We start from the raw sequence: 21272 nt of genomic DNA on the forward strand, positions 1-21272 counted from the left end.
AAGACAATGATAGGTTTTTAAATGAGCTATAAATCTGGTTATTTTACCAGGACTTTAACATACGTACTGCCTTTTACAAGCTTTCCATCTACTAGGGCTTTAAATTCAACAAAGACATAGTCTTGATTCCAATCGAAGTCTGGTCGGTCAAATTTGAATTGTCCCTGTTTAGCTTGTTGGAACAGTCCCTTTTGATCACTCAGAGCCGGGACTCCATTTAAAGTCGCAGTCAAAAGATCAAAGCTGCCTTTCATACCTTGAGGAAGTGATGCTTTAACAGTAAAGGTACCCTTATTGCCAAGCATGACTCTAGGTAAAACTTCCAGATTGACCGGAATATAAACATCTATAGTTTTTTGCACGGTTGTAGACCATCCTGCATTATCAGTTACGATAATCTGAATTTGGTATTTTCCTGCCTGGTCAAAAGTAAGAGTATCTCCTTTTTTGAATGGCATACCGTTTACAAAAACCTCTTCTGAAGCAATACCAGACAGGTTGTCAAAAGCCTGGTAATCAAGGAGGATAGAATCACTTAGCTTGTATTCTTCACTTGATTCAAAGTTTACAGTCGGAGCTGTTTTATCAATCATAACTTCTTCAGTTTTGACTGCTTCCTTATTTCCAGCCTTATCTACACTATAGTAAGATACTTCATGAATTCCTTCTTCAGTAAGCTTGAACAATGTTCCTTCCTGATACTCAGACCCATCGACAGAGTAGAAGGTATTCTCAACGCCGCTCAGATTGTCAGTGACAGAAAGACTTACCTCGACTTCTCCCTTATACCAGCTATCCTCAATGTTGGATTTTGTTTCAGGCGCTTGCGTATCTATGCTTACAGTTTCTGTCTTAACCTCTTCAACATTACCTGCATTGTCCACGCTATAGTACGAAACTTCATAAACACCTTGTTCAGATAACTCGAAGCTGGACCCCTCAGCAAATGACGAGCCATCAACAGAGTAATAAGTCTTTGAAACACCAGACAAATTATCCGTTGCACTCAAGGTGACGGTTACTTGGTCCTGATACCAGCCATCCGTAATATCAGATATTGTTACAGGTGCTGTTTTGTCAACCAGGACTGTTTTGATTTTTGCTTCTTCAATGTTCCCGGCATTATCTACACTATAGTAACGAATTAAATGTAAACCTTCGTTCTTCAATTGGAAGTCAGTGCCCTCAAAATAGCTGCTACCATTGACAGAGTAAAAGGTTTTGCCAACACCGCTAAGATTGTCATCAGCGTTTAACTTTACTGTAAAATCAGCCTCATTTACTGCTGCCTCAGTTTCTGGAGCAGTAGTATCCAACTTTACTAATGCCGTTTTAATTTCCTCTTCATTCCCAGCCTTATCAATGCTGTAGAAAGAGATCACATGGATTCCTTCTTCAGATAGTGAAACACTTTCTCCCTCAATAAAGTCTGATCCATTTACAGAATAGAAGGTCTTTTCAACTCCGCAAAGGTTGTCGCTGGCAGTGAGGTTTAAAACAGCTTCTTTATTGGTCCATTTTCCGGTTGCGTCTGACACCGTTTCAGGAGCTGTTTTATCAATATGCACTTCCTGTGTTACTGCTTCTTCCTCATTTCCAGCTTTATCAATACTGTAAAATGAAACAAGGTACTCCCCTTCTTCAATCAAGGAAATGCTTGTTCCCTCAACATATTCAGAGCCATTTATTGAATAAAAGGTTTTATCTACTCCAGAATCAGCATCCTCAGCAGTCAGTGTCAGAGTAACTGCTTCTTTCGAACATGCCTCTGCAAAGTCAGAAACTGTTACAGGAGCCGCAGTATCTGTTTCCTCAACGACAACTTTAACCGAAGTGTAGGCATCTCCTTCGGTACCAGATTCAGACACTGGAACGATCCAATATTCGTGTTCTCCTGGCTGAGGGTTGTTTATTGTAACTGTGGTATCCGAGGTGTTGCCAATAAATACGGGTTCACCATTAACGATTTCATAAAGATTGTAGGAATCCCCATTAGAAACAGGGTCCCAGCTGATTATTACATTATCCTTCGTCTGTGCCGGATTGTTCACAACAGGTGCAGTCAATTCAGGCTCAATGTAAAGAGAAACCTGGTTTGAATAATCTGATTCGCCAAAACGGGAATTATAAGATGTTACCTCATAAAGATGCTGGCCTGGATTTGCGTTAAATTTAAACTGCAGACTTGTTGTAGTACCTATGAATTTTCTGACCCCATCAACTAGTTCATAAATTCTGTATCCTGATACATACTCTTGCTTTGTCCAATCCAGAATGACAACATTTCTATTTTCAACTGTTCCAGTCAGAGTTGGCGCTTTTAACTCCGGGAAACCTAAAAAATATTCAAGTCTGGACGCATCCTGAGATTCGCCGAATCGGTCACTATATGATGTAACTTCATAAATGTACTCACCCTCCGGCATATTGTAGAAGGTTGCTGCATTGCCAGTCTTGGTACTTACGAGCACACGCTCTCCATCCTTGATTTGATAAATCTTGTATGCAGTTGCATTCTCTGCTGCGTCCCATCGAAGAACAAAATCACTGCCATTCTGAACAGTTAAATTCAGATTTTCAGGCGCTTTCATCACCGGATGCACAAGATCGAACTCTACTCTCGAAACGGTAGCAGATTCACCAAAACGGTCAGACACCGTTGACAATTCATAGATATAATGTCCTTCTGGCATGTTTCTGTATGTCGTATTCAACGCAGAAGTAGACAGAATTAATTTCTTCTCACCGTCAATAATCTGGTAAAGCTTATAAGAGTTCGCAAATTCAGCTTGCGCCCACCTCAAATTAATGTCGTTTACATTTGTAAAAGAGTAAGTGAAGTTTCCTGGTGATTTCATTTCTGGATGAACCATATCCAGTTCTATCCGGAATGGCACTTCTGATTCACCAAAACGGTCACTTTGAGCAGTAACTTCATATACATGTCTGCCTTGTGACACATTTGAAATCAATTGGTTGGCAAGCTTAGTAGTTGCCAGAAGCTCCCTTTGTCCATTAATAATCTCATAGACTTTATAATTGGTCGCATAAGGAACTTTCACCCAGGAAAATACCAGGTCATTTCCGTTTTGGACTGCATATGAGACGATTGGCGATTGCAGTTCCGGGTGAACAACGGTAAAATCCAGCCTCGCTCCCTCAGCAGATTCACCAAAACGGGCTACATAGGAGGTAATTTCATACGTATAGCTGCCTTCAGGGTGATTCACAAGAGTGTATGTCAGGTTCTTGGTTGTCCCTGCCAGTTCCCTTTTCCCGTCACTTACCCGATAGATATAGTAATCTGTTGCATACGCTGCCTTGTCCCAAGTTAATACATAGTCATTACCATTGGTTATAGAATATTTTGGATTCAACGGCTTTTGCATTTCGGGATAAATAACTTCTACAGTAACGGTGTTGGAAAGTGAGGTTTCTTGAGTCTGCCTGAATGCTGTCACCGCATAGTTAAAAGTCCCTTCCGGAACATTAAAAACCGTCGTTTCGATATCTGTGTAGCTTACCTGTTTAACGAGGGTCTGCTGTCCGTTACTGACCTCATAGATTTTGTAGCCGCTTGCCCCCGTTACCTTATCCCATGTCAGGATGATGTTACCTGGGTATGCCTGGTTTGCCCTTAGGTTTGTTGGAGTCAATATATCATATGCAAATACATTCGCTAAAGGGGAGAGCAGATTAAAAGTCATGATAAAAATCATGACTATCGATAATTTTTTTAGCATATTTTTTCTCCTTTTTCTAATGAAAAAGGCCATCCGAAATTCAGGTTGAAATTTCAAGTGGTATCCGGCTGCCATCCAATATTAGATTGGTTCAGGCCCATGGCTTTGCGTCTCATAGTTTCCTATGATTTGCCTTTTTCACAATTTAATAGTTATTTAATACGGCATCAAAAGTCCTATGTTGAGATAGTAAAGAGAGAGATCTTATAAATAAGATCTCTCTTTATTTCATGCTGATTAACGAAGAAGCTGAAGTACGCCTTGCGGCTGTTGGTTAGCTTGAGCAAGCATTGCTTGGGCAGCTTGAGAAAGGATAGAGTTCTTAGTCTGCTCCATCATTTCCTTCGCCATATCAACGTCACGGATACGAGACTCAGCAGCTGTCAAGTTTTCTTGAGATGTTCCAAGGTTGTTGATTGTGTGCTCCAAACGGTTTTGGAATGCACCAAGCTTAGAACGCTGAGCAGATACATCTTCGACTGCTTTGTTGATTGCAGAGATAGAAGCTTCGGCAGCTGATGCAGAAGAAACATCAATTTTGTCAACATGAAGTGCAGATGCTCTCATATCATTGATATCTACGTTCATAGTTTGAGAAGAGTTAGCTCCAATCTGGAAGCTTAAAGTGTTATTAGCATATTCTTCAACTGAAGCACGTGAAGTGAAAGTAGCTTCTTTTCCGATATCTTCTACTCCTACTGCACCAAGAGTTAAAACGTATGATCCATCAGCTGTAGCAATTGTCTGATCTCCACCAGCAGCAGCCACACCAGCAACAGTATTAGTTTGTCCATCCTGCGTAGTCCACTCTAATGTATAAGTAGCTGCAGCTGCATCGTAATCAGTGATTTTCACATTGATTGTTTCATCAGCTTCGGTACCAGGAGTTCCAGCTACTGCAGCAGTAGTAGCTTTAACAGCTGTGAATAGTGCTGTTTCACCTTGGTTATCAAAATTAACTTTACCAAGCTGTTCAGTTACACCGCTCTTAGAGCCGTCGATAAGCTTCTTTGTGTTGAACTCAGTAGTGTTACCGATACGATCGATCTCTTCAACTAGCTGATCCATTTCTTTTTGTAGCTCAGTACGATCAGCATCAGTGTTTGAATCGTTTGAAGATTGTACTGCAAGCTCACGCATACGCTGTAGGATAGAGTGAGTTTCATTCAGTGCACCTTCAGCAGTCTGGATTAGAGAAATGCCGTCTTGAGCATTTTTTGCTCCCATTTCGAGACCGCGAATCTGGCCACGCATTTTTTCAGAGATTGCAAGACCTGCAGCATCATCACCAGCGCGGTTGATGCGAAGACCTGAAGATAACTTTTCCATTGACTTGCTCTGTGCATTAGCAGCACCAGAGAACTGACGGTAAGTGTTTAAAGCAGCGATATTGTGATTAATTCTCATTTTGAATTTCCTCCTTGAAATTTGAGTCCACATCCATGTGAACATTAGTTTGAAAGAATAGGTCGGCCGCACCATTCTCTTTACACTTATTTTATCGTCTGTAAAAAAACTCTTTTAATAGTTTTTTTAGAAAAAAATATAATTTATTTTTTTATTCTTTTTTAAAGAAACTAATCATCCCGCCGATATCTCTGGTCGCTTCCTCGTTCTCCGTCTGGATTTGATCAAATACTTCTTTTCTTAGTATCTCTATATCCTCCGGGGCCTTTATTCCTATTTTGACTTTATCGTTTTTGGCAGAAATGATGGTGATCTCAATATCATCCCCAATTTTAATTGTTTCCCCGTTCTTTCGAGTCAGTACAAGCATGATATCACCCCTTTTCACTTACATCTTCAGGAAAAATACGATGTTTAGTATGGAATTTTGAGTCATTCAATATAACCTGTTTCGCTTTATTATTTTTGCGGTTCATGACCAGTGGAGCCTGAAGGTTGGCAGTTGTTTTTTTAAACGGCTCCTCTACTGTAAGGATGGAGTAAACGGAAACATCGTCCGCTGTTACCAACTCAAGTCCTTTTTGGATAGAATCGTCTAGGACAAAGTCATAATCCTTGAAAAAATGAAAAGGATTAGCAATGATAAATGCAATGGAAGAGGAAACAGCTGATTGTAAAATCAAAAAAATACCGTCCTCAGACAAAGGTAACACATAAAAGCTTTTTTCTTCCGGAAATCCCGGAATACCTCTTTCGAAGTAAAGAGCTTCTGATTCTTGGACTTCTACTTCTCCGTGGTACTTAGTTTGTATTATCATTTTTATTCATTCCCTTAAATAGTTTGTTCGTAATTGATTCCAACAAAACGGAGATTATCAAAATCTATTTTTAATGAAGGCTGCTGCTGCAAAAAGACTCTTGTTTTATCTGGTGTATAATGGATCATCGGTTTATTGATTTTAACGTCTATATTTGGTTTATGGGTTTGCCATTGGATATTTACTTCACCAGGATCATAGGATATTTCAACACTTCCAGGTGATGGTATCCAACCAATATTAAACTCATAAACCGGCGGTTCACTGTTTCTTTTAGCGATATCTGGAATTGCATTGAAGCCATTTTCAATTTTCATCAATTCGTCTCCATCCTGAGACACTCTCGCAAGTCCGTCAAGCCAATCCTGATAACCTTGTTCCGCAAATTCCTCTATTCGTTTAGAAATATTCTTTAAATCCATATCTTCCCGTGCCTTTGTCTGGTCTATGGTCAGCTTAGATGGCCTTCTTTCAATAAACATTTCCGCCTTTGGCTGCTGAATGCTAATATCCGCCGGCTTCTGTTGAATCTCTAGCTTAGACCTTTCAGTTTCCATCCCTATCTTTGCCATCCTGGATTCGATGCGAATTTGCGGAAGTTCCATTGTTATCACACTCCCAAAGGTTTTTATCTATAAAAAAAGCTATTCTTTAATAGAATAGCTTTATCTTAAAAAGTCTAATAGAGTAGGCTGAATAATTCTAGCCCCAACTCCAAGTGCAGCCCGATGAACACTTTCCTGCGTCTTCAAATCAGTTATGACTCTTTCAATATCAGCATCTTCATTATCAGACAGAACTCTTGTGGCCAGTACTTCCTGCTGTCCAATTCGTGAATCAAGCATTTCAAGACGATTATAGCGGGCACCAAGGTCCGAACGTTCCCCTGATACTGTTTCCATCACTGAATCCAGCTGATCGAGCAAGTCATCCAAGTCGGCACCAGAGGTTCCCTCGAGACTTTCCTGAATAGAGTTAACAACATTAAAGAGGTCCTGACTGAAAACATTTGCCGGATTGACATTAGCCTTCATCGAAACTCCTCTAGAGACTTCTACCCTGTAATTATCAATGGCGGGGTCTGTCATATTTCCTGCTACAACTGGCGGATTTCCATCTGTGACTGGCGGGTTCGTTACATCCGTCCCATGGAATATATACCTTCCAGCCACCTTAGTATTAGCAGTTTCAACCAGACCTTCTTTTAATTGCGCAACCTCACGGGCAATAGCCCTTTTATCTTCATCGCTGTTCGTTCCATTTTTCCCTTGGAGAGTGAGTTCTCTCAATCTCTGCATTGCACTGGTAGCCTGTTCAATGCCCGCCTCCGAGTTGTCCAGCCAAACATAAAGTTCCGATAGATTTCGCTTATATTGCTCAACCTCTGTCAAGTTAGATCGGTAGAACATCCCCTTCATGGCAACAACCGGATCATCTGACGGCTTCGTTATCTTTTTACCGGTTGAAAGCATATCCTGTGACTTTCCCATCTTCCGGTAACTTTCACTTAAATTTCTCAAAGAGTTAGCTGAGATCATTGATTGTGTTACCCGCATTTACGTTCACCTACCTTCCAACGACGCCCATGCCGTTTATAATTTTATCCAACATTTCATCAGTTACAGTAATCATTCTGGCAGAAGCATTATATGCATGCTGAAACTGTATCATATTGCTCATTTCTTCATCCAGGGAGACCGAATGGACTGACTGTCTCTTATTTTCCACAGCCTGTTTCAACGTCGAGCTGTTTTGGACGAAACGTACTGACTCCTGTGACAGTACAGCCATTCCGCCTATCACACCTTCATAGTAATTTCGGAAGTCAGACTGTTCATTTTTAAGTCCGAAATCAAACTTCTGATTAATGACGTTCGCAAGTTTCAAGGCATTAGATGAATCACCAATAGTAGCTTTCAAAGGATCGGATCCATCAGCAGTCGCAATATTGTCAAAGCTATCACGGATGTCTGCTGAGATATCAATTCTGCCGGCGAAGCCTTTACGATCAGATATAGCGGTAAATTCCGAGTCACTGAAAAATGGAATCTTCAAATCTGTTCCATCTTTGATTTCATTCGGGCTCATTCCTGCTTCGTGCACCTTATTGAATTCCACAGCGAAAGTGTAGGCCAGGTTATCTAATTCAGCCAGCATATTAGGGTAAATACCTTTAACGGTTCCTCCCTGTTCATATCCATATGAATCTATAAGGCTTCTCAGTTTACCGCTTGATTTAAACTCTGAAACATCTAGGTCCGTCTTCCCGACTGAGAGGGATTTAACAGACTGATCCGTCCCATCAAATTTGATTGAGACTTCACTGTACCCGCCTGCACTCAGCAAATGAGCCAATTCCTTGCCTGAATCATCAATAAGCTTCACTATTAATTTCCCTTCTGCAATAGGGAGGGCATTTCCTCCAGAAGGAACATAATCCGTCTTGATGTTAACTAAAGTTGATAGTTCATCAAGCAGTCTGTCCCTTTCATCATATAAATCATTGGGCAGATAGCCATTTGGCTCCACTCTGCCGATTTGATTGTTCACTTCGTTCAGCTGACTTAACAAGGAGTTGATTTGTTTCTCGCCAATAGACACTTCATTTTGCAAATCCTTCTGGACGGCTGACAGGGAATTATGAAGGTAGTTGAATGTGTCAGCAACGGCAATTCCCCTTTGACGAACTACCGCTCTCGCTCCTGCATTCATCGGGTTTACCGCCAAGTCTTGCATGGATTGCCAGAATTGATCCATAGCAGCAGACAATCCTTCCTCCGAAGGCTCATTCAATATTTCTTCCATTTTCCTAAGTGCTTCAGCACGATTTTCCCAATATCCTAATTTGTTATTCTCACTTCTATATTGTGTATCCAAGAAACCTTCTCTGACCCTTTGAACGGACTCAGCTTTCACACCAGTTCCTACTTGTCCGGGGATCAGCGGCCGGTTTAGAGAAGCTGAAGGATACGGTTCAGTTTGAGCGAAGTTTACACGCTGGCGAGAATAACCTGGAGTATTGGCATTCGCGATATTATGTCCTGTTGTATGCAATGCGCTCTGCTGCGTGAACATTCCGCGGCGCGCTGTTTCTAGTCCCATAAAGGTTGAACGCATGTTTCGTTCCTCCAATTATTATGCTTTTGAGTTAAACATTCCCGGCGATTGGCCAGGCCTTGCTTTTTTGCCGGCTGGCGGTCCGTAATTAATCTCTTTTTCCTGGGGCATCACAAGGCTTTTGGAAAAATTAAGGAATTGCAGTGATTGATGAATCAACTGCTGATTCAGTTCATTTCGGGTCTTGATTTCAGCAATAACACTTAGCAGCTCTTCTTTTAACTGCAAAAGCTGCTCTTTTCCTGCATGATTTGCCTCAGCTATTTTTTGTAAAGATGCTCCTGGTAAAATTAAATTTGATACGGAAGCCCGTTCTTGCTCCAGTTTATTGATTGCCGCCATATGGGCTTGTTCATCCTTAAGCAGCTGATCGAGAGCAGCCATATCTCCTTTTTTCACAATGTCGGTCTTTTTTACGGTCAATTCGTAAAGGCTCTTATGCATTTTGTTCAATTTATTCATGATGCTAATCATTGATTCAACAGACATGGGCTGCCCTCCTTATTAAGCATAAAGAAACACTCGTCACTAAGACGAGTATTTACCTATTTATTACGATAGAAATTGATGATACTTTTGGCTGTTTCTTTTGAATCCAGTTTATACGTACCGTTCTCCACCTGGATTTTTAATTCATCAACCTTTTGGTTGCGTTCCACAGATACCTGGGAAAGCTGCTGCATTTCCTTTGCAGTTGAAGAAATTTCAACTTTATCAGCCTTTTTATTTTGGACAGCAGCTGCCGCATCTAGTTTATTCATTTGGCGTTTATATGGATTGATTCCTGTTGGTCCAAAATTATTGTTTATTTTCATCGTCTAAACCTCACTTTCAGAACGATTTCTACTTCTATTATCGGCATGTATTCACCGATATTTAATGATTCTTTTCACCTAATCTCGATGCGTGAAAAAAGTCGCGCGTTTTGCCAGTTCTTTCTTCCGTTGTTCCTCATATTCAACAGTTTTCAAATCCGCCTTTAAAAGGCTTGCACAGGCAGCACAGAGTCTGCCTTCACGTATAATACTTCCACATTTGTCACATGGGTAACCGAAGTTTGGGAATTGGGTCAGCTGGAATTTGCCGGCTTTAATAAATTTTAAGATTAACTCTTCGGAAACGCCTGTTGCTTCTACAACCTGCAGGATTGTTGCCGCTCTATTTTCCCGTTTTCTCATGAACTTGGAAACCAGATCATAAGCTTGTTCTTCCTCTTTCCAGCATTTTTCACAAATATCGCGGAATTTATTTTTTACAAAAATCGAATCACATCTTGGGCAATTTTGAAGGTCCAATGTCCCTTCCTCCTTCAATAATATCTCATCTAGCGAGCCAAAGTGAATGAATACACCCTCGCAGCTCCGTTTTCTTTTAATAATTTGGCCGCACGCCACAGCGTTGACCCTGTAGTATATATATCGTCAATCAACATGATTGTTTTACTGTGGATATCAATGTCAGCTTGAAGTTTAAATATTTGTTCTATATGAATTCTTTCTGCACGTGATTTTTTCGATTGTTTTTCGGTATGCATCCTTGAGAGTAGATGGGTTGGAGTGAGCCCAACTGCCTTGATAATGGCTTCAGCCTGATTGAATCCTCGTTCGTAGAGTCGTTCTTCACTGAGCGGAACGGGGACAATATAATCATATTGAAAATCTTGCAAAGACAGCCGGAGATCTGCAGCAAACACCTTCGACAGAACATAGTCTCCACGAAATTTAAATCTGGCGACTACCTCTTTTGTAAAATCGGTATAGCGGTACAGGGACCGATTCTGATCAAGGCTGCCACTCCAATACTCATCTTCCTCCCAGCGCTTGCAATCCAAGCACATATCCCCTGCACGAAAACCCTCTTCAAAATAGGCAAATGGCCTGCCACATTTGATACAAACTTCACCTGTTATCGCAGCAAAGTTTCCCCTGCAATCCTCACAAATATTAGGGGTTTCTTTTTTACCAAAAAGGTATTGCCACGATAAGTCTGGCTCCATTTTGTCATGGCATAATAAACAATGATTCATACATCAATCAGCCCCTTCTCGATCCCTGCCTTGTTCATCATCACAATCTGCCTTCGGGCACTGAGCATCGCTTCTGTTTTACCATAATGAAAAAAGGTCACGTCGCCCTTCGGATATTCCGCACTCCTCCCTGCCCGGCCAGCAATCTGAACAAGGGCGCTCTCGGTAAAAATCCTGTTTTCTGTGCCAATGACCGCGACATCAATATTTGGGATGGTAACACCCCGCTCCAGGATTGTTGTCGTCAGCAAAATAGGAATTTCTTTATTTCGGAACCTCAATACTTTTTCTTTTCTGTCTGGGTCTTCAGCATGGACGGATTCAATAAGAGGAGTCAGTGCGCGAAGAATGATGAGGATTTTGTCCATAAGGTCTATTTTGGGAGCGAAGATCATCACCTGCTTCCTGCTGGCAATTCTGGATTCCACCCATTTTTTTAACGAGGTGTTTAGCTTCCCTTTTTTCAGCTGCCTCTCCCAATTACCGCTCCAGACAAAATGAGGAACTGGCAATGGATGACGATGGAAGCGGGCAGGAATCGTGACGCAATCTCTTATTCCTGAACGGCACTCTCTTTGCCATTGTTTATTAGGTGTTGCCGTTAAGTATATTAACGAGGATTCTGGCTTCCTTGATTGCTGGACTGCATATCGAAGGGTTTCATCAATTGAATATGGAAAGGCATCGACTTCATCGACAATCATGACATCGAACGCTTTGTAAAAGCGGAGTAGCTGATGAGTGGTAGCAATGGTGATTTGTGCAAATTCATGACGGTCTTCACTGCCGCCAAAGAGTGCGGCAACTTTAATGTCCGGGAATACTTTTTGCAGGCGAGGAGCCAGTTCCAGGACCACGTCCGTCCTTGGCGTAGCCACGCAAACCCGCTTGCCTGTGGATAAAGCATTTGCTATGCCGGCGAATAACACTTCCGTTTTACCAGCTCCCGCTACTGCCCAGACCAGGAGTTCTGCTGAGTTTTGCACAGCCTCCAGCACTCGTTGAGAAGCAGCTGCCTGCCCAGCAGATAATTGTCCATCCCAAAGTAGTGGTATATCCACAACTCTAAATTTCAGATCTGGTCCTGTCCAACTGATCAGGGTTGTACATTCACTAATCCTCCCCATCATCAGACACTTCCGGCAATACAATTCCACTTTTCCACATCGTGCACACGGTAACTCCGCAAACCAGGATGAATCTGTCGTACCGCATCTTGTACACGAAAGCGGCTTTCGAATGATTCCGTTCCTGTAAGCTAGATAACCATGTGCATGGTACTGTTGGATTTGGTCTATGGGAATAGATAATTCCTCTGACAGCAGTTGTTTGCCAGTCAACAATCTCTGAAGTTCATAGTAAGTTGGACTTGTGGATAGCGTTGAAAAACGAGGGATATTCTCGATCATAAGTTCCTGTTCATCAACATAATTTTTAGAATTGGGGATATCCTTAATTGAGTGATTCAAAGTTAATCACAACCTTTTGTGGATTAATATGTGGATAATAGTGTTTTTCTGTGGGTAATGTGGGTTAATTTGTTGGTAACTATATGGTTAATTAGATGAAAGCGTTTTTGTTGTGGATAATTATAGTTGAGGAGTAAAAGCGTTGTTGGTAAGTGAATCGTTTTGTTGATAACTACCATTATTATGTGGATAATGAATAAAAGCGCCACCTCCTATTACGGAAATGGCGCTTTGACATAGTTGCAATAACTTCTCCGAGTTTATTTCTTATACCAGCCCATCCCCATGGCACCTTCACCAAGATGGGTGCCGATGACCGGGCCGAAATAACTTAACATGAATTCCACATTCGGAAACTGGGCCTCTAGCTCGCTTTTCCATTCAAGGGCTTCTTCCTCACGATTGGCATGGATCACAGCCGCGCGGTACTCTCCGCCGCTGTTCGCATCTTCAGCTAGCAGTTCGACAACACGGTTCATCGCCTTTTTACGCGTACGTACCTTTTCAAATGGGACGATTTTTTTATCTTCAAAATGGAGCAGCGGCTTCACCTGCAACAGGCTTCCAATCAACGCCTGGGCACTGGACAACCGTCCGCCGCGCTGAAGATGGCTTAAATCATCCACAATGAAGTAAGCTCGAATTGACTCTTTCATCTTATTCAATCGCTCGATGATTTTCACTGGCTCAACATCTTCCTCTGCCAGTTCAGCGGCTTCCAGTGCATAAAACCCCTGCACCATCGCACTGATCTCAGAATCAAAGGGGTATACATCAATTCCCTCAACCATCTCGCCCGCAGTCACTGCACCCTGATAGGTTCCACTGATTCCGCTGGATAAATGGATGCTGATTACCGAATCGTAGTCTTTGGCCAGTTTTTCAAAAAGCTCGACAAACTCGCCAATTGGAGGCATGGAAGTCGTCGGTAGTTCACGCTGCTTGACTTCCTCATAAAAGTCTTCCGCATTGATATCTATTTCTTCTCTATATGTTTCATGATCGAATATCACGCTTAACGGAATCATGTGGATATTCCATTTCTCCCGCAACTCTTTCGGGATGTACGCAGTACTATCCGTTACAACTGCCGTTTTCATTATTATATTACCATCCTTATGTTATTCTCTACAGTCAGTACAATCCCATTTTATATGAACTTCTTGTAAAATGCATTCTTTCAGGAAAACTATTTTGATAAAGAGAATAGAAATGAAAAAAACTCGAGTCGATTGTTTTTTATCGGATTCCCTTTTAGAACTTTTCACGATTTTTTTGGGACAACCAGTGAGTGTAAAGAAAAAACACTGGCAATCGCTTGCGCAGTGTCACATAATTAAGAAACATATTCAATTTTAAAGCTCTCTATTCCTCGGTTATCAATTTCTTCTATTAGCATTTCAATGAAATTTTCATCTAAGTTTAATAGAGTAGCCTTATGATAAGCTTCTATTAACTTTTCATCTGTCAGTTCCCATAGAGAAGATATTTTGACCACCCCTTAGATTTACTGTTCCTTAATTATATCGGATAATATTATATTTTTGTAAATCTCTGGCGGTTTTTTTGTCGTATTTTTCCAACACCAAACTGCAGTAATCGACAAAAAACCACATCTGCCGATTCGACAAATGTGGTTTGTGAAAAATTATCTTACTTCTACCCAGCCATTCTTGATCGCTACAACAACTGCCTGAGTACGGTCATTTACATTCATTTTCTGCAATATATTACTTACATGGTTCTTGACTGTCTTCTCACTGATGAACAGTGCTTCGCCAATTCCCCTATTACTCTTTCCATCTGCAAGAAGCTGAAGTACTTCGCACTCACGACGTGTCAGCAAATGTAATGGACGACGGATTTCAACCTGCGATATGTACTTGTCACCACCGTTTTCATCAGCTGACAGTCGACGGTATTCTTTTACAAGGTTATGAGTGACTCTTGGGTGCAAATAAGATCCACCGTCTGCAACTACTTTCACTGCCTCAACTAAAGCATCAGCATCCATTTCTTTCAATAGATACCCAGTTGCTCCTGTCTTAAGAGCATGTGTGACATAATTTTCATCATCATGAATCGATAAAATAATGACCTTAGAAGCAGGATACTTCTCAATCAATTCAGCTGTTGCCTCAACACCATTCATATTTGGCATATTGATATCCATTATGACAACATCTGGCTGGTATTGATCCACTAACGTAGTTGCTTCGCTGCCGTCGTCTCCTTCAGCAACGACTTCAAATGTCGGTTCAAAGTCCAGAATCCGTTTTACCCCTTCTCTGAAAAGTTGATGGTCGTCAATAATGACAATCTTTGTTGTCATAGCATTCGCCTCCCTTATGGCTTCTGTCTCTATTTTTCTCTATACCGGCAGATCGACTGCCTCTATCTTTTTATAAGATCATCGGAACCTGGATAATGACCAGTGTCCCAGTGCCAATTTTTGAATGGATGGTAAGCTCTCCCTCAAGAAGTTCGACTCTTTCCTTGATACCAAGAAGACCAAATGACTCAGGTTTCTTCTCATTTATATCAAAGCCTTTGCCATCATCCTTTATGACTGTCATTACGTGATCTCTCTTTATCTCCAGCTTTACATGAATTGAGGTTGCTTCCGCGTGCTTTAAAGCATTTTGGACAGATTCCTGAATCATCCGAAAAAGTGCTACTTCATACTTAGATGGCAGCCTTTTATCCTCACCGATATTAGTGAATTCGATTCTGGTTGTCCTATGATACTCTTCGATTGTCTGCAAATACTTTTTGAGGGTAGGAACCAATCCAAGATCATCAAGAGCCATTGGCCTCAAATCATAAATGATTCTTCTGACCTCATACAAAGCTGATCGGACCATTTTTTTCATACTTCGAATTTCACGAATTGCCTCGTCTGCACCACGCTCTTTATAAACCCTCTCAATCAAATCAGAACGCATCATCACATTTGCCATCATCTGGGCAGGTCCATCGTGAATCTCACGGGAGAGCCTTTTTCGCTCATCTTCCTGTGCTTCAATGATTTTCAGCCCGAAATCCTGTTTTTCTTTAGCGGTCTCGAGTGCTTCTCCCATTTGTCTAATATCACTCATCATATAGTTCATAACAACTGAGATTTGAGATACAAGATGATCCGCTCGTTCAATCGTCTCATTCAAGCCCACCAGCCTGCGCTCCAGGTCATCCCGTTTTTCACGCAGTTGCTTTTCAGTTTGCCTGTTCATTGTCAGGTCCATTTGCAGCTTATGAGCAACTTCGTAAGCTTCACGCACCTGTGCTTCAGAATAGTCCTTAAAATGCTTGCTTACCTCTGAAAGCCTTAACCTGGCTCTTCTTACTTGGGAGTCAAGTTTGTCGCCATCATTTACGATTTGCGCGACCTTCCTTTTAATCTCTTTCAATTCGCCAGTAATAGACTCATAATCCGTCCGGCACTGTTCACCTATACGGAAGATTTCGTCCTTGCTGTCTCCAACAGTTTCGATCATCTTTTCTAATATCAGATCGAGGGCTTTCGTGTCGAATTTTTTAATCGCCATGTAAACTCCCCCAAGGGTGGCACTAAAGATATTTTAACTTGAAAACTAATTTGTTACTAATTTTCAACAAGAAAATCATGCCATTTTTGCCGAAAATCGATACAAAGACACAGAATTGATTTTTCAGCCTAAGTCTTATATCCTATTATTCTAGGCACTAAACTCCAATTTAAAAACAAAATTATTTTTCCAAAAGTAAAATCTACCTTGTCAGACCACTAACTATTATAACATTCCCATACATTTACTGTATTAAAGTTATATTACAATCATAAGACACCATTGTTCCTCGATTGCCGTCAACTTATAATGAATTGTAGCACTAAGTACCCGTGTCGAACATACAAACGATGTCGATTATAGGGTTGGGAAATTTTCGAGAGAGGTGAGCCAGATTTGCTTGTTAGTTACTATACGGTAAAAGGATACGGAGAACATGAAATCGAGATTCAAAGATCCCGGTTCATCGCATATATACAAAGAGCCGAGAAAGAGGAAGAAGCTCAGGAGTTCATCCAGAGAATCAAAAAACAGAATTGGAACGCAACCCATAATTGCTCGGCTTATATGATTGGTGAAAACGACCAAATCCAAAAAGCAAATGATGATGGAGAACCAAGCGGGACAGCTGGGGTGCCGATTCTTGAAGTACTGAAAAAGAAGCACTTAAAGAATACTGTTGTGGTCATTACCCGCTACTTTGGCGGTATTAAGTTAGGAGCTGGCGGCCTGATACGAGCATACGGTAAAGCGACATCCGAGGGACTTGCTGCTACAGGTATTGTGGAACGAAAACTCATGATAATAATGCATACCACCATCGAATATACTTTGCTTGGAAAAGTGGAAAACGAACTCAGGTCCTCCGTTTATCAGCTGAAGGACATTCACTACATGGATAAAGTGGAAATTGAAGCCTATGTTGAGGAAGCACAAAAAGAAGTTTTTAAAGAGTGGATGGTTGAAATGACGAATGGGCAAAGCATTACAACCGAAGGTGAAGTTGTTTATATGGAAGCTGATATTCCCATGTAATATTTGTCTTTTTCTAAAAACTTATTAAAAAACCGAGTATCATATATTATAATTAAATATTGCAGGATTATTCGATTTATATAAAGGATGTTATTTATGAAATCCCAAAATCAACCTCCAACAAACCGGAGTGCTAAAACCTATAAAAAGAAAAAGCGAAGAAGACGAAACCTTTTGCTTTTTCTTATATTGATATTTATTTCTTTGGTCAGCTTTTCTGGCTACCTGTTGTTCCAGACATACGCAGTTGCAAAAGATTCATATGAAGAGCTTGAAGGCCGTGAAGAGAAATCTGTTCTTCGTGAGGAACCGGTGTATATATCAACCGACCCTGTTTCTGTCCTTCTATTAGGAATTGAAAATTATACCGATGAAAATGATCATGGCCGTTCAGATACAATTATGGTAGCAACCTTCAATCCGGACAAACAAACAATGAAGCTCGTGAGTATACCACGGGATACATTAGTAAATATCCCAGGATATAAGGAAGATAAAATTAATCACTCCTATTCGATAGGCGGAAAAGAAAAGGTAATTGAAACAGTCGAAGAGTTCCTTGATATTCCGATCGATTATTACGCTACCGTTAACTTTAAAGGATTTACCAATATTGTCGATGCTGTAGGCGGAGTAACCGTAGATGTCCCTTTTGATTTTAACGATATTAACCGTAACTGGGAAAGGTTTTATTTCCATGAAGGAACCCAAAAACTGAGTGGAGAAGAAGCACTTGTATACGCAAGAATGAGAAAGCAAGATCCACGAGGGGATTTTGGCCGAAATGACCGCCAGAGACAAATCGTTACAGGTGTCATTGATCGTTTATCCTCACCAAAGACACTCTTGAAAATCGACGATATTGCATCCGAAATTGGTGGCAATATAGAAACAAATATGCGGGTAAAAGAGGCACTTGCCTTCCGAAAGAAATACCCTAACTTCAATTCCTCTTCCATAGAACAGCTGGAATTAAAGGGCTATGATAATTATATTAATAATATTTATTATTTCGGTGTCGATCCAGACAATTTGGAGGAAGTAACAACAGAGCTTAAAAACCATTTAGAACTGTCTACGACATCAGAAGAAGAGACACCGTCCGAGGATATCGAATATTAAAACAGCTGCCCTAAATGGGCAGCTTAATTTTTTTCCTCTTCACGAAATAGTATAGGGAGCAGTAAAATCAATGAACTTAAAATGATCCCAATCAGAAATCCTAATACAGCTCGCTGAACCGGGGAGGCACCATTATTTGTTGCTACAGTTACTTCCTCAGTGATGAATGAGTTTTGCAGGTTATCATAATCAACTTGCAAATCATGAAGGTCGGATTCTCTCTTAACTGCTTCCTCTTGCGTTTCAATAGCTTCAATTGTTTTCATTCGGGTTTCAATTTCTGTTTTCTTCTCTTCAATTCTCTCTGTGCTTTCGTTTAAAATGCCTTCTACTAATTTATTCAATACATCTTTGGAATTTTCATGGTCAGTTCCCCTGTAACTTAACTCTATAACACCCTCTGAAGCAAGTGCATTGACTGAGAACCTTGGCTTCACCTGTCCCACATCCAACCCTAAGTCGTAATCTTCATTGATTTTTTTTAGAAACTTAGTTGATTGCACGTACTTTTTCATGACATTAGGATTTGTTCGAAACGTATTCTCGAAGTTCCCCAACATAATTTCTGCTTTAGCTGTATACGTTGCCGGAATTTGTGATGCCATAAAATATGCCGCTCCGGCTGTAAGGATTGGAATCAACAAGAGCAAAATAGCTAGTTTCTTTGCACGATTGATAATTCTTTTTAATAGGTCATTCATTCTTTTATCTCCTTTAGTTGATCCTTGGTTTTAAAACGAAAATTGATATAACTAATAGTGAAAGCAATCAAAATCCAAGAATAGTTAAGGGTCATAAATGAACTTGGACTAATACTTGCTAAAGAAAAAGCGACCAGGCTGGTATTCAATGCCTGTGTAACCATTTTATCCTTCCAGGTCTCGGAAATACGATAAAGCTTCATTAAGCTGAAAATTAGCCATAAATACAAAATTACATAACCTATAAAAATAAAAATTCCATAGTGTACAAAAATTTCAGCCCACCAGTTATGAATATTCACTATTCCTGCAGTTGGAAATTCAGCATAATGTGCCATATAGTATTCCACATTACCTGCTCCAATCCCCATCCCAAAGGATCCCGTTATAAAGATCAGAGCATTCTTTAATAAATTAATTCGTATATCCGTTGAAGCTTCTTCGTTATTGGAAGGAACAAGCGCACTAAAGACTTGATTACCAACAGTATCTAAAATACTTATAAGCTTATCAGGAAATATTGCCATAACGCTTATTCCGGCTATTATTCCAAGCACTACCAAATATCTTTTTTCCTTTAAACTTGTATAAAAGAGGAACCAGAATGCCAGTCCAACAATTAAAGAAAGCAGATTTGCACGGGACTCGCTTACATATATTTGGAATATGGCCGAAAGTCCTAAAAACCCTGCTGTCAGCCTTATTATTATAGGTTTAACCTTTAGCTTGCCCGGCTTGTACCTGTGAAAGACTGCGAAGGCGAAGAAGAAACTTAATGCCAGGTAACTCGCATAATCGTTTTCATTTGCAAATACAGCAGTAGGTCTATGCTTCACGTAGTCACCCATACTATTAAGGCGAGAAACTGGCAGCTGATAATGTGTTAAGTAATTCAAGTATCCAATCGCAAGCATCAGAATCATTACTAATACCCATATATAAAGTAAAGCCTGGTAGTCTTCCTTCTTTTTAAAAGCTGTGACAAAAAGAAAGATAAAGAAAATGCCTGATACCAGAAAAAATATATCCTTAACACCATCATTAATGGATTGGGCCCATAGCAAGGATAATAATGCAAAGGAAATCCAAGAAAGCATGTATACTAATACTGGTTTTAATGGTTCCTTACCGTATAAAGACATGCTCCTGCTTTTTAGCCAGATCTGAAGAAAAATCACTATAGCAAAAGGCAGAAAAAAACGGTATGGAAATAATGATAAGGGGCCAACTTTGAGGGAAATAAGGCCTGGTCCAATAAAAGACGAGACAATAAATGCATAGAGCAGTAATTGTCTAAGTCCAAATTTTTGCAACAAACTACGTAGAACAGTAAAAACGACTGGAATGATGAACGAAGTAAGAACTGCTGCTCCTAATATGATCAGAGGACTAATTGAAGATAAAGGATTGACTATGCTCCAAGCCAATAGGATTGAAATCAAAAAGGCCGCTATTATTTGCTGGATAAGTTTAAGATTATGTAAGTTCTGCATCCTTTTCACCTTTCAACCTTGATTTATATCCCATTACATTGTACAGGAGGCAGGTGTAAAACACCAACCCCCTGTATGAATTGTTATTGATTTCTAAGTAGCTGGTTGTCTGGAACTTTACGGATAACTTTTGCAGGCGTACCTACAACAAGTTCTTCCTGTTTAACATCTTTTGTTACGATGCTTCCAGCACCAACAGCTCCATCTTCTTCGATGGTGATACCAGGAAGTGTAGTCGTATTCGCACCAATACGGCCGCCATTTTTAATTGTAATGCCCTTGAATTTATCATATCTTTCGGCTGAACGGGCCATATAATTATCGTTAGTAGTTATTACTCCCGGAGCCACGAAAACATAATCACCAAGTTCAGAATAAGCAGTGATATAGCAATTTGTTTCAAGCTTGCACTTCACGCCAACTCTACAATCATTTTCAACGGCTACTCCGCGTCCAACGATTGTCTTTTCGCCAATTGTAACTCTTTCACGGATGGTAGCTAGATCCGCTACAAACACATCATCTGCTAATTCTGCATTAGCGTAGATGATTGAGGATGTACCAATTGTACATCCTGAGCCAATAACGGTTGGCGGAAGCTGTTTAACATCAGGCAAGATAGAATTCTTTGCCCTGCTAGGCTGCTTGCCAATGACGACATTATCCTGGATCAGGACATTGTCGCCAATTTTAGCACCATCATAAATGATGACGTTGTGGCCAATGGAGATATTCTCTCCAAATGTTACATTTTCTCCGATTACTACGTTATTTCCCATTCTTGGAGTATTCATAT

21 protein-coding genes, 1 pseudogene and 1 riboswitch are annotated in these 21272 nt (G+C 40.5%); of the genes and pseudogenes, 2 read left to right on the forward strand and 20 right to left on the reverse strand.

The window, feature by feature from the left end; all coding sequences use genetic code 11:
* Window positions 1-38: 38 nt before the first annotated feature.
* The 17 genes and pseudogenes from FS736_RS13345 to FS736_RS13420 all read right to left on the reverse strand — a co-directional run bounded on the left by FS736_RS13345 (window position 39) and on the right by FS736_RS13420 (window position 16125).
* Window positions 39-3743 carry an OmpL47-type beta-barrel domain-containing protein gene (locus FS736_RS13345; protein ID WP_186326780.1) on the reverse strand — a complete coding sequence of 1235 codons (3705 nt, stop codon included), beginning with the start codon at window positions 3741-3743 and terminating at the stop codon, window positions 39-41.
* A 56-nt stretch (window positions 3744-3799) separates the two neighbouring features.
* Window positions 3800-3887: riboswitch (cyclic di-GMP riboswitch) on the reverse strand.
* A 93-nt stretch (window positions 3888-3980) separates the two neighbouring features.
* Entirely contained in the window at window positions 3981-5150 is a 1170-nt protein-coding gene (locus FS736_RS13350; RefSeq protein ID WP_144478045.1) for a flagellin N-terminal helical domain-containing protein, read from the reverse strand.
* A gap of 151 nt (window positions 5151-5301) precedes the next feature.
* Window positions 5302-5520: a carbon storage regulator CsrA gene (gene csrA / locus FS736_RS13355; RefSeq protein ID WP_144478047.1), complete on the reverse strand. Its 219-nt coding sequence runs from the start codon at window positions 5518-5520 to the stop codon at window positions 5302-5304.
* A gap of 4 nt (window positions 5521-5524) precedes the next feature.
* Window positions 5525-5968: a flagellar assembly protein FliW gene (fliW, locus tag FS736_RS13360; protein WP_144478049.1), complete on the reverse strand. Its 444-nt coding sequence runs from the start codon at window positions 5966-5968 to the stop codon at window positions 5525-5527.
* 14 nt (window positions 5969-5982) lie between these two features.
* Window positions 5983-6573, reverse strand: a complete 591-nt coding sequence (locus tag FS736_RS13365; protein WP_144478051.1) for a DUF6470 family protein — start codon at window positions 6571-6573, stop codon at window positions 5983-5985.
* Between the two features lie 60 nt (window positions 6574-6633).
* Window positions 6634-7524 (reverse strand): flagellar hook-associated protein FlgL, encoded by an 891-nt coding sequence (flgL, locus tag FS736_RS13370; RefSeq protein ID WP_144478053.1) that lies wholly within the window; start codon window positions 7522-7524, stop codon window positions 6634-6636.
* Window positions 7525-7534: 10 nt separating this feature from the next.
* Window positions 7535-9085 carry a flagellar hook-associated protein FlgK gene (flgK, locus tag FS736_RS13375; protein WP_144478054.1) on the reverse strand — a complete coding sequence of 517 codons (1551 nt, stop codon included), beginning with the start codon at window positions 9083-9085 and terminating at the stop codon, window positions 7535-7537.
* Between the two features lie 18 nt (window positions 9086-9103).
* The gene (locus tag FS736_RS13380; RefSeq protein WP_144478056.1) at window positions 9104-9574 is read right to left on the reverse strand and encodes a flagellar protein FlgN; all 471 of its coding nucleotides are present in this window, start codon (window positions 9572-9574) and stop codon (window positions 9104-9106) included.
* Between the two features lie 56 nt (window positions 9575-9630).
* Complete coding sequence (flgM, locus tag FS736_RS13385; RefSeq protein ID WP_144478058.1) at window positions 9631-9900, reverse strand: flagellar biosynthesis anti-sigma factor FlgM; 270 nt, start codon at window positions 9898-9900, stop codon at window positions 9631-9633.
* Window positions 9901-9978: 78 nt separating this feature from the next.
* Window positions 9979-10380, reverse strand: a complete 402-nt coding sequence (locus FS736_RS13390; RefSeq protein ID WP_144478060.1) for a TIGR03826 family flagellar region protein — start codon at window positions 10378-10380, stop codon at window positions 9979-9981.
* A gap of 29 nt (window positions 10381-10409) precedes the next feature.
* Window positions 10410-10916, reverse strand: a complete 507-nt coding sequence (locus FS736_RS13395) for a ComF family protein (RefSeq protein WP_313959728.1) — start codon at window positions 10914-10916, stop codon at window positions 10410-10412.
* A 3-nt stretch (window positions 10917-10919) separates the two neighbouring features.
* Window positions 10920-11111 (reverse strand): annotated as a pseudogene (locus FS736_RS25415) (double zinc ribbon domain-containing protein); the annotation flags it as partial.
* A complete protein-coding gene (locus FS736_RS13400) occupies window positions 11108-12520 on the reverse strand; it encodes an ATP-dependent helicase ComFA (RefSeq protein WP_144478387.1) in 1413 nt (470 codons plus the stop codon). The pseudogene FS736_RS25415 and the gene FS736_RS13400, both read right to left, overlap by 4 nt.
* A gap of 320 nt (window positions 12521-12840) precedes the next feature.
* Window positions 12841-13680 carry a DegV family protein gene (locus tag FS736_RS13405; RefSeq protein WP_144478064.1) on the reverse strand — a complete coding sequence of 280 codons (840 nt, stop codon included), beginning with the start codon at window positions 13678-13680 and terminating at the stop codon, window positions 12841-12843.
* 236 nt (window positions 13681-13916) lie between these two features.
* Complete coding sequence (gene sda, locus FS736_RS13410; protein WP_260983600.1) at window positions 13917-14078, reverse strand: sporulation histidine kinase inhibitor Sda; 162 nt, start codon at window positions 14076-14078, stop codon at window positions 13917-13919.
* Window positions 14079-14228: 150 nt separating this feature from the next.
* Window positions 14229-14912 (reverse strand): response regulator, encoded by a 684-nt coding sequence (locus FS736_RS13415; RefSeq protein ID WP_144478066.1) that lies wholly within the window; start codon window positions 14910-14912, stop codon window positions 14229-14231.
* Window positions 14913-14982: 70 nt separating this feature from the next.
* Window positions 14983-16125, reverse strand: coding sequence for a sensor histidine kinase (locus FS736_RS13420; RefSeq protein ID WP_144478068.1), 1143 nt, complete (start codon window positions 16123-16125; stop codon window positions 14983-14985).
* Window positions 16126-16521: 396 nt separating this feature from the next.
* Here FS736_RS13420 and FS736_RS13425 point away from each other — a divergent pair, with 396 nt between their 5' ends.
* Complete coding sequence (locus FS736_RS13425; protein ID WP_144478070.1) at window positions 16522-17160, forward strand: YigZ family protein; 639 nt, start codon at window positions 16522-16524, stop codon at window positions 17158-17160.
* Window positions 17161-17334: 174 nt separating this feature from the next.
* A complete protein-coding gene (locus FS736_RS13430) occupies window positions 17335-18282 on the forward strand; it encodes an LCP family protein (protein ID WP_260983601.1) in 948 nt (315 codons plus the stop codon).
* A gap of 23 nt (window positions 18283-18305) precedes the next feature.
* Here the strand turns inward: FS736_RS13430 and FS736_RS13435 are convergent, their stop codons facing one another.
* The 3 genes from FS736_RS13435 to FS736_RS13445 all read right to left on the reverse strand — a co-directional run bounded on the left by FS736_RS13435 (window position 18306) and on the right by FS736_RS13445 (window position 21270).
* Complete coding sequence (locus FS736_RS13435; protein ID WP_144478074.1) at window positions 18306-18983, reverse strand: GumC domain-containing protein; 678 nt, start codon at window positions 18981-18983, stop codon at window positions 18306-18308.
* Window positions 18980-20476, reverse strand: coding sequence for an O-antigen ligase family protein (locus FS736_RS13440; RefSeq protein WP_144478076.1), 1497 nt, complete (start codon window positions 20474-20476; stop codon window positions 18980-18982). The genes FS736_RS13435 and FS736_RS13440 overlap by 4 nt, the downstream gene beginning before the upstream one ends.
* A gap of 83 nt (window positions 20477-20559) precedes the next feature.
* Window positions 20560-21270: an acyltransferase gene (locus tag FS736_RS13445; RefSeq protein ID WP_144478078.1), complete on the reverse strand. Its 711-nt coding sequence runs from the start codon at window positions 21268-21270 to the stop codon at window positions 20560-20562.
* Window positions 21271-21272: the final 2 nt, after the last annotated feature.

The organism is Cytobacillus oceanisediminis 2691, assembly GCF_007678455.1.
Classification (GTDB): Bacteria; Bacillota; Bacilli; order Bacillales; family Cytobacillaceae; genus Mesobacillus; species Mesobacillus oceanisediminis_A.